The 9,183-nt window shown below is 62.2% G+C and carries 7 protein-coding genes; 3 read left to right on the top strand and 4 right to left on the bottom strand.

What is annotated here, in order from left to right; all coding sequences use genetic code 11:
• Positions 1-70 precede the first annotated feature (70 nt).
• Positions 71-943, bottom strand: a complete 873-nt coding sequence (locus ACCD00_RS29180) for a LysR family transcriptional regulator (RefSeq protein WP_413428690.1) — start codon at positions 941-943, stop codon at positions 71-73.
• A gap of 268 nt (positions 944-1,211) precedes the next feature.
• Between ACCD00_RS29180 and ACCD00_RS29175 the strand changes: the two genes are divergently transcribed.
• Positions 1,212-2,537 carry an MFS transporter gene (locus ACCD00_RS29175; protein ID WP_413428689.1) on the top strand — a complete coding sequence of 442 codons (1,326 nt, stop codon included), beginning with the start codon at positions 1,212-1,214 and terminating at the stop codon, positions 2,535-2,537.
• A 70-nt stretch (positions 2,538-2,607) separates the two neighbouring features.
• The gene (locus ACCD00_RS29170) at positions 2,608-3,999 is read left to right on the top strand and encodes an FAD-dependent oxidoreductase (protein ID WP_413428688.1); all 1,392 of its coding nucleotides are present in this window, start codon (positions 2,608-2,610) and stop codon (positions 3,997-3,999) included.
• Positions 4,000-4,002: 3 nt separating this feature from the next.
• On the opposite strand, the gene ACCD00_RS29165 is transcribed toward ACCD00_RS29170, so the two are convergent.
• Complete coding sequence (locus ACCD00_RS29165; RefSeq protein ID WP_413428687.1) at positions 4,003-5,424, bottom strand: type VI secretion system Vgr family protein; 1,422 nt, start codon at positions 5,422-5,424, stop codon at positions 4,003-4,005.
• A gap of 225 nt (positions 5,425-5,649) precedes the next feature.
• Here ACCD00_RS29165 and ACCD00_RS29160 point away from each other — a divergent pair, with 225 nt between their 5' ends.
• On the top strand, positions 5,650-6,354 hold the full coding sequence (locus ACCD00_RS29160) for a YebC/PmpR family DNA-binding transcriptional regulator (protein WP_413428686.1): 705 nt from the start codon (positions 5,650-5,652) through the stop codon (positions 6,352-6,354).
• A gap of 115 nt (positions 6,355-6,469) precedes the next feature.
• Here ACCD00_RS29160 and ACCD00_RS29155 read toward each other — a convergent pair whose 3' ends face one another.
• Both ACCD00_RS29155 and zapE read right to left on the bottom strand, forming a co-directional pair.
• On the bottom strand, positions 6,470-7,783 hold the full coding sequence (locus ACCD00_RS29155) for a leucine-rich repeat-containing protein kinase family protein (RefSeq protein ID WP_413428685.1): 1,314 nt from the start codon (positions 7,781-7,783) through the stop codon (positions 6,470-6,472).
• Between the two features lie 81 nt (positions 7,784-7,864).
• Positions 7,865-8,989: a cell division protein ZapE gene (gene zapE, locus ACCD00_RS29150; protein WP_413428684.1), complete on the bottom strand. Its 1,125-nt coding sequence runs from the start codon at positions 8,987-8,989 to the stop codon at positions 7,865-7,867.
• Between the last annotated feature and the right edge of the window lie 194 nt (positions 8,990-9,183).

The following is a 9,183-nucleotide window of genomic DNA, read 5'->3' as shown; positions in this document are numbered from 1 at the left end:
CCCCCCCCCCCCTGGCCCCCCCCCGCGGGGCGGGGCGGGGGGGCCCCCCCGCCAAGGGGGCCGGACCTGTCTACACCAGGCTTTCGCGCACCATCTCCAGAAACGTCGCCACCACCCGCCGCGAACTCTGCTCGCGCAAGCACACCAGGGTTTCAGTCAGTCGTCGTTCGCAATCGGTAATCGGCAGCGCGCAAACCCTGGAGTCCGCACCAAACTCGGCGGCCGACACCACGCCCACCCCGATCCCGACCACCACCGCTTCCCGTGCGGCCTCCCGGCCCTCGACCTGAATCGCCGGGCGAATGCGGAACCCGGCGCGTTGCATTTCCTCTTCCAGGGTCTGTCGGGTCACCGAGCCGATTTCCCGCAGCACCAGTGGCGTGTCGTCGAGGTCCGCGAGGGTGATGGATTCGCGGTCGGCCCACGGGTGATGGCGCGACACGAACGCCACCATCGGGTCGTTACGCAGGGGCAGGGAGATCAGGCGATCATCGCTGACGTCACGACCCAGCAACGCCAGGTCGGCCTGGTAGTTGAACAGTCGGAAGAGCGACTCATCGGTGTTGCCGGTTTCGATCTTCACGCTGATCCCGGGGTAGCGTTCGCAGAACCGGGCAATCTGCGGTAGCACATGCACCGGTGCGTCCACCGCCAGAATCAGGCTGCCGGTCTGCAAGGCCTGGGACTCCTGAAGCAGTTCCTGGGCTTCCGCCTCGATCACGAAAAGCCGCTGGGTAACGCTCAACAGGCGCTCGCCCAGATCGGTCAGGCGCACCGAGCGCTTGTTGCGGTGAAACAGCAAGACACCGTAGCGCTCTTCGAGCTTGCGCACCTGGTCGGAGATCGCCGGTTGCGTCAGAAAAAGCCGCTCGGCGGCTTTGGTAAAGCTTCCATGGACCGCCACGGCGTGGAACGCTTTGAGCTGGGCGTGGGAAACCGACATGGCAATCTCCAGTAACAAGCTGACCTTATATTTGAAATACGATAAATCGATTTCACTTATTAATCAGTAATTGTTTTTATCCACCTCAGCCCCGCTGACCGGTCAGTCGAACAGCAGCGGGTGCCATGAGCCTGGGCGTGCAATAACAGGACTCATCTGACCGGTATCCGCCGTAGGGACAGGGCGATACCGCAGTGCTCAACAATAAAAAAACAGGCGTTTTATTCCAATTCTGCCGGCACACTCACACCCTGAGGTCAGAATCACAATGAACAAGCACATCGGCACCATCAAGCGTTGGCGCGTGCAGATCTTCGCGATCACCTGGCTCGCCTACGCCGCGTTTTACTTCACCCGCAAAGCCTTCTCGGTGGCCAAGCTCGGCATCGCCGAAGACCCGACCTTCATGCTCGACAAAATGGCCATGGCCAACCTCGACGCCATCTACCTGACGGCCTACGCCGTCGGCCAATTCACCTGGGGCATTCTTGCCGACCGCTTCGGCCCACGGGTGGTGGTACTGGGCGGGTTGCTGATTTCCGCCTGTGCGGCGCTGGTGATGGGCAACTTTGCAACCTTACCGATTTTCGCTACCTGCATGCTGATACAAGGCCTGGCGCAGTCCACTGGTTGGTCGGGGCTGTGCAAGAACCTCGGCAGCTTCTTTCCCTCCGAGCAACGCGGACGGGTTTTGGGCCTGTGGAGTTCCTGCTACGCCTTTGGCGGTCTGGTGGCCTCGCCGTTTGCCGGTTGGTGGGCGTACACGCTCATCGGCAGCTGGCATGCGGCGTTCATTTCCAGTGCGGCGGTGGTTGGGCTGGTCGCCGTGCTGTTTTTTATTTTCCAACGCAACAAACCGGAAGACGTCGGCTTGCCGGCGGTGGAGCCGGAACCTGAGCTGACCGCCGAACAGGCCGACGCGCAAAGCAAAATCAGCATGTGGGAGCCGTTGAAGGAAATCCTGCGCAACCGTACGGTGCTGGTGCTGGGGCTGGCGTACTTCATGCTCAAGCCGGCGCGCTACGCGATTCTGCTGTGGGGGCCGGTGATCGTCTTCGAACAGATGCCTTCGGTGGGCAAGGTCGGTGCGGCGATCATTCCGACCTCGTTCGAACTTGCCGGGTTGCTGGGGCCAATCATGATTGGCCTGGCCTCGGACAAACTGTTCGGCGCCCGACGCATGCCCGCTTGCGTGCTCAGCCTGTTGGCGCTGACGGTGTCTCTGGCACTGTTCATGGGCGCCCTGCACACCGGCAGCGTGGTCCTGGTGGTGGCACTGCTGTTTGTCATGGGCCTGACCCTCTACGGACCGGACTCGATGATCAGCGGCGCGGCGGCCATCGACTTCGGCACCGCCAAGGCCGGCGCCACGGCAGCCGGTTTCGTCAACGGCTGCGGCTCGGTCGGGGCGATTCTCGGCGGGCTGCTGCCGGGCTACTTCGACACCGTTACCGTGTTCATCGTCTTCGCCGGCTGCGCCATGTTCTCGGCGCTGGTGTTGATCCCGCACTGGAACAGCCGCCCGGGCGGCCTGAAAACCAACTACCCCTTCGTGCCCAATCGGGCGATGAACATCAAACCCCTGCGTACCTGAATCCTGTCCCTCGCGGCCTGCTGCGTCTGCGGCAGGCTGGCGTGTGGGCCACTGACTGGAGATTTCCCCCATGAGACCCTTTTGGCTGGACCAGGCCTTGAAGGCTGATGCATCCGAAACCTGCCCGCCGCTGGAAGGCGACAGCCGTGCCGACGTGTGCATCGTCGGTGGCGGTTACACCGGGTTGTGGACCGCGATCATGCTCAAGGAGCAGAACCCCGAGCTGGACGTGTTGCTCATCGAAGCGGACATCTGCGGCGCCGGGGCCAGTGGACGCAATGGCGGTTGTGCGTTGTCGTGGTCGGCCAAGTATTTCACCCTGGAACGGTTGTTCGGCGTCGAAGAGGCCGTGCGCCTGGTCAAGGAGTCCGAGCGCAGCATCCATGCCATCGGCGCCTTCTGCGAACAGTATGCGGTGGACGCCGATTACCGCCTCGACGGTACGCTCTACACCGCCACCAATCGTGCGCAATGCGGCTCGACCGATGCGGTCATCGCCGCACTGGAGCGCAATGGCATCAACTCGTTCACTCAGCGGCCGGTGGCCGATGTGCAGCGCATGGCCGGATCCAGCAAACACCTGGAAGGCTGGTTTTCCCCGGCCGCGGCCAGTGTGCAGCCGGGCAAACTGGTGCGCGGTCTGCGCCGGGTCGCCTTGCAATTGGGTGTGAGGATTCACGAAAACACCGCGATGACCGGGCTGGAAGAAGGCAAGCCGGCGGGTATTCAAACCCCCAATGGCACTGTTCGCGCCGATCGTGTGGTACTGGCGATGAATGCGTGGATGGCCCGGGCGTTCCCGCAGTTCGAGCGCAGCGTGGCGATCGTTTCCAGCGACATGCTGATCACCGAGCCCCGGCCGGATTTGCTCGAGGAAGTCGGCTTGACCAGCGGAGTCACAGTGCTCGATTCGCGGATTTTCGTGCACTACTACCACAACACCCCGGACGGCCGGATCATGCTTGGCAAGGGCGGCAATACCTTCGCTTATGGCGGACGCATGTTGCCGGTGTTCGATCAGCCTTCACCCTATGCCGGATTGTTGCAGAACAGCCTGGCGGATTTCTTCCCGGCGTTTGCCGACGTCAAGGTCGAAGCGACCTGGAACGGTCCGTCGGACCGTTCGGTGACCGGGCTGCCGTTTTTTGGGCAGATGAGCGCCAGTGGCAATGTGTTCTATGGTTTTGGCTATTCCGGCAGCGGTGTCGGGCCCTGTCACATGGGTGGGCAGATTCTGGCGTCGATGGTCCAGGGCCTGGATAACCCCTGGACCCGTTCGCCGCTGGTCAACGGACCGCTGGGTTTCTTTCCACCGGAGCCGATTCGCTACATCGGCTCGCTGATGGTGCGTAACGCCATCCGCCGCAAAGAGCGCGCGGAGGATCACGGGCGTCGGCCGCGGCATCTGGATGTGCGTCTGGCAAAGTTCGCCGCAGCGGCCGGAAAGGCTGACAAGTGCTGAGCGTCAGGGCGCAAGGTCCGAGCGGTTGAGCAGCCAGTCGAACAGCAGGCGGGTATCGCCGCGGGGCTCGCGCGGACGAGGGCGGCGAGGTTGTGGCTTTGGGCTCATGGCCGTACAGAGCACCGGGCGATCCGGGTCACTGTCGAGGAAAATCACCAGTACCTCGCTGCCGGCCACGGGCAAGCGGGCCGGATCGATCCAGTCCTCGACGGTGGTCAGCGCCAGCGGTAACCACAGGCCGGTGGACACCTCGTTGGTTGATTGCGTGGCGGGCCAGAGGATTACCTGAACCCGGCCATCCTCATCCACTGTCGCCGGTTGCCCGACCGGGCCGCACACCTGGCCGGGCTGATACCCGGGGATACTCGGCCGGGATTGATTGAGCGCTGGCCTGAACACCGTCGACCACGGGATGGCGCTGAATTGATTGCGGTAACCCTTGGCCACGCCCGCAGCGTCGTCGAGCAGAATGGAGGCGTGACGCCCCTCATGGCGGATTTCGGTGACCAGCCATTGATCGTTGAAATTCGCCAGCGGGTGCCCGGCCACCTGTACGATCCGGCCGCTGCGTAATGCTCCCTGGTTACTCTGACCGTGAATCTGCAGGTGCCGGCAACGCAGGCGTTCCAGTTGTCGACGGCTGAGCTGTTCGCGATGTTGTTGTTCGCGAGCGCGAAAGTGTCTCGCCGTGGCGAACGAGTGATTGGCTGCGCCGTCGCCGATGTCCGGTGCACCCGGGCTCCTGGCACTTGGGCACCAGGGGGAGAGCGGAGCGTCATGGCGCTGGAACAGTTCGCTGATCACAGGTTCGTGATGTTCGCCGAGGGCGTCGCTGCGCAACGGCATGAGCAGCGGTTCCTGGGGGAAACTCAGGCTGTCATCGGCCAACACCAGCACATGGCCGTCGCGCTGATGTTCGAAGTGATAGTGGATGCCTTCTTCCTCGCACAGCCGTTGCAGCAACGCCAGGTCGGTTTCTTCGTACTGGATGCAAAAAGGTCGCAGGGGATAATTCCCGGTTGTCAGTTCAAAGCGATAGCTGCTGGCGGGCAACCCGTGTTCCTCCAGTAACTGGCGCAGCATCATGGGTACGCTGGCGCACTGGAAAACCCGCCGGCATCGTTGCCGATCCAGCGCCTGGAGACGGGACACCAGCACCAGTTTGTAAGCGACCCGGTGCCCGCTTCGGTGTTCACAACTGGCGCTGTCCAGCAGGCCATGAATGCCTTGGTCGTGGCCAAATTCGAGGAACGCCGGTTGGTGCAGCAGTCGTTCAAGGTTCAGGGCCGGTGCCAGCCCGATCACCTCGATGTCGAATCGATAGGGCTGGTTGAGTGCTTCATGACCACTGAACCGGACCACCTGGAAGCTCAGGTCGTCATCGAGAAGGGTCAGGGTGGTGGGACTTTCCTTGTCGTTGTGCATCGAACACGCCGCTGCCGTGGAATAGGGGGCAGAGCGTACGAAACCCCGGCACATTGCGGGCAGGCTAAAGCGATATTTCCGAATCGCCCTACAACCGCTGGTGAAGATGTCGATACCAGTCGGGATTTTTTGGTCGATTGCCAACTTTAGGCCGTATAAACTTGCGCAAAGCGCCGGCCAATCATTGTCTCGGCGCCACAGATGCCACAGATAAGAGAGTGAGAAATGGGCGCACAGTGGAAGGTTAAACACAAAGAAGCGGCAGCCAATGCCAAGGGCAAGATCTTCGGCAAACTGGTGAAAGAAATCACTATTGCTGCGCGCAACGGCGCTGATGTTGCTACCAACGCACACTTGCGTCTGGTCGTTGAACAGGCCAAGAAGGCCTCGATGCCCAAGGAAACACTGGATCGCGCCATCAAGAAAGGTGCGGGCTTGTTGGGCGAAACCGTGCAATACCATCGCGTGACGTATGAAGGGTTCGCCCCGCATCAGGTACCCCTGATCGTTGAATGCGTGACCGACAACATCAACCGTACCGTCGCCGAGATCCGCGTGGCGTTCCGCAAGGGCCAACTGGGGGCTTCCGGTTCGGTGGCCTGGGACTTCAACCATGTCGGCATGATCGAAGCATCGCCGGACACCCCGGACGCCGATCCGGAAATGGCTGCCATCGAAGCCGGTGCACAGGATTTCGAACCGGGTGAAGACGGTGCAACCCTGTTCCTGACCGAGCCAACCGACCTCGACTCGGTACAGAAAGCCCTGCCGGAACAAGGCTTCACCGTGCTGTCGGCCAAACTGGGCTACCAGCCGAAAAACCCGGTCAGCGGCCTGAGCGACGAGCAGATGGCGGAAGTCGAGGCATTCCTCGAAGGCCTTGATAACCACGACGATGTGCAGGACATGTTTGTCGGGTTGGCGGGTTGATCTGATTCGTCAGTGACACCGTCTTCGCGAGCAAGCCCGCTCCCACAGGTTTAGCGCTGTCCCTGTGAGAGCGAGCCGGCTCCGGGCGGCGATCCGGCGATTGACCGCGCAGCGGTCACAGATTTTTCAATTGCTGCACGACTTCGTCAAACCCCGGCCGCGCCAGCACCAGTGGCTGACAGCAACGCTGCTCCAGATCCACCAGCACCCCGCGCAATTCATCGCTCAACCCCGAGTCGATCCGCTCCAGCAACTCCCCCAGCAACACTCCGAACGCCCGCACTTCGATCCGCTGCAAGGCACGGCTTTCAAGGCTGTCGGAAATCGCGTGGAACGACGCCGCACCAAAGTCCCCCAGCAAGCAATCACCCTGTTCATTCCATAGAATGTTGTGCCCATAGAGGTCGCCGTGGGTGATGCCATGGCCGTGCAGGTGCTCGGCCACCGAGGCAATGCCCGAGGCAATGCGCAGCGCCACGGCAGCACTGAAGCGCAAGTCGTCGGGGTAAATATCGCGGCTGCACGACGCCAGGCTCGGCAATGCGGCGAGGTTGCGGTAGCTCGGTGCGATCAGTTGCATCACCAGCCCGGCGGTTTGCTGCGGGTGACCGACAATCCGCCCTTCGACGCGGATCAGGTTCGGGTGCAGGCCCGCGGTGATGCAGGCGTTCATCTCGTGCAGTGGCGAACCGTCGCTGGTCATTTCGCCCTTGTAGAGCTTCACCGCAACGGCCATGGACGGCTGGTCGGCCGGTTGCCAGGCGGCCTGATGAATCACCCCCGACGCACCTTCCCCGAGTTTTTTCTCCAGACGCAATGCCGACCAGTCAATGCGCGGTGTGGCGTCGAGGGCCGCGGCATCGGCTTCGGTTTCCAGCGGGTTGCCGGCGTACGCCAGCCAGGTCAGGCTCGGCAATTCCAGCAGCCATTGCGGTAACCCGGTCAACCGGTTGGCGGCGATGCGGATCAGTTCCAGCCGGTGGCACTGGCGCAACGACTCCGGCAGCGCTTGCAAACGGTTGCCGGCGAGCATGAGCTTTTGCAGGAAAGGGCGCTCTCCCAGTTCGCTCGGCAAGGTTTCGATGCAGTTGTCGGTCAGGATCAGCCAGCGCAGCAGCGGTGGGAGTGCCGCTGCGGGCACGTGGGCGATGCGGTTGGCCTTGAAGCCGATCATCGTCAGTGCAGCGCATTGGCCCAGGCAGGCCGGCAACTCGGTGAAGCGGTTATCGGAACAGAACAGCACGCGCAAACGGGTCAGGCGATGCAAGTCCTGCGGCAGGGCGCTCAAGGCATTGCCGCTGAGGTTGAGCACTTCCAGCGAGTCCGCCAGATCGAAAATCTCCCGGGGGAATTCGGTGAGGCCATCGACCAGATCCAGCCGCGTGATGCCTGACAACTCGCCGGCGCGCAATTGAGCAAGGGTATGCATGAACAGATTCGCTATTAAAAAAGGAATAGGCGCGTGGCCCCGGAAATGCGCGACATGATAGCGGCAAAGTCGGGTGATCTGTCAGGTCGGCTCGCAGACTTCAACCAGTTGCCCCAATCGACTGCGGGTGCGTGCCAGATCAGTGGCATCACCGTCCAGGCTTTCCCGCAGGGCGTGTTGCCCGAGCAGCGTCAGGTGCTTGTCCTGGTCGTACAGCACGTCGATGAGGTTGATGAAACGCTGTTGGGCGGCAATCGAGCATTCACCGAGCCGCGGCAGCTCATCGATGATCCAGCTATCGAAACGGCGGCACAGTTCCAGGTAGTCCATCACGGCGGTAGGTTGGTCACACAGGTCGGCGAAGGTAAAACCGATGCGCCGCTCATCGCAGAAACGGGCCTGGAAATGCCGGGTGCCCACGGGTAGCGCCACGGGCTGGGCGCCGCGATCCGGCAGATTCAATGATCGTCGCTGCACCGCACTGGCCGGCCACACGTAATGGCCTTGGGTGAACAGCTGTTGCGCGTGGTTGCGGACCTGGCTGCGATAGTCGTGCGGACCGCCGACTTCCATCACCTGCATGCGCGCATTGATCAAGTCGATCACCGGTTTGAAACGGGCGTGGTACAGCGGATTGGGCAGCAGGCCTTCGGGCGGGTAGTTGGAGGTGACCAGCAACAGGATGCCGCGCTGAAACAGTGCCTTGAACAACCGGGCGATGAGCATCGCATCACCGATGTCGTGCACATGGAACTCATCGAAACACAGCACCCGGCAATCGCTGAGCAGTGCGTCGAGGGTGATCGCCAAGGCGTCGGCACGTTCGCGGTGCTCGAACATGCCCTGGTGCAGTTGGGCGAAAAACTGATGGAAGTGCAGGCGTTGTTTTTTCGCGAGGGGAATGGCCCGGAAAAAACCGTCGAGCAGCCAGCTTTTGCCGCGCCCCACGGCACCATGCAGGTAAAGGCCGGGAAGGGGGTTCGGCGCAGCGCTCGCCAGTATGGACGCCTGCCGGGCCATGCAGTCGATCACGCGCTGCTGGCTGTGGCTGAGGGTGTAGCCCTGGAAGTGGGCCTGGTGGCGGAAGTAGTCGTGGATGACTTGGCCCGCCGCGACGCTGCCGGCAGCCGGTGCCTTGCCGAAAAGGCGACGCAACGATTGCCAGCGCGATTTGATTCGCGAACGATTAGGTGGTCGAACGGCCACTGGGATATCACCTCTGGTCTGCGGGCAGGCTCTCCGAGCTGCGGCGGCATAGTGTAACCAGAGCAGGGAATTTGCTTCCAGCAGTGTCAGTGCGCGTCGGAGCAGTTCCGACGGGGCCTGTAGGAGCGAGCTTGCTCGCGATGGACGTCAACGATAACGCGTGCTGCCTGAGTGCCCGCGTTATCCAGAGTTTT

The organism is Pseudomonas sp. Pseusp3 (assembly GCF_047304225.1).
Taxonomy (GTDB): domain Bacteria; phylum Pseudomonadota; class Gammaproteobacteria; order Pseudomonadales; family Pseudomonadaceae; genus Aquipseudomonas; species Aquipseudomonas fluorescens_CD.
Note: the sequence above shows the minus strand (reverse complement) of the source record. Positions and strands in the feature narration are given on the sequence as shown.

What these genes read in the sequence shown, in the direction of transcription:
- ACCD00_RS29180 (WP_413428690.1), bottom strand. Translation starts at nt 943, where the DNA reads ATGTCGGTTTCCCACGCCCAGCTCAAAGCGTTCCACGCCGTGGCGGTC.
- ACCD00_RS29175 (WP_413428689.1), top strand. Translation starts at nt 1,212, where the DNA reads ATGAACAAGCACATCGGCACCATCAAGCGTTGGCGCGTGCAGATCTTC.
- ACCD00_RS29170 (WP_413428688.1), top strand. Translation starts at nt 2,608, where the DNA reads ATGAGACCCTTTTGGCTGGACCAGGCCTTGAAGGCTGATGCATCCGAA.
- ACCD00_RS29165 (WP_413428687.1), bottom strand. Translation starts at nt 5,424, where the DNA reads ATGCACAACGACAAGGAAAGTCCCACCACCCTGACCCTTCTCGATGAC.
- ACCD00_RS29160 (WP_413428686.1), top strand. Translation starts at nt 5,650, where the DNA reads ATGGGCGCACAGTGGAAGGTTAAACACAAAGAAGCGGCAGCCAATGCC.
- ACCD00_RS29155 (WP_413428685.1), bottom strand. Translation starts at nt 7,783, where the DNA reads ATGCATACCCTTGCTCAATTGCGCGCCGGCGAGTTGTCAGGCATCACG.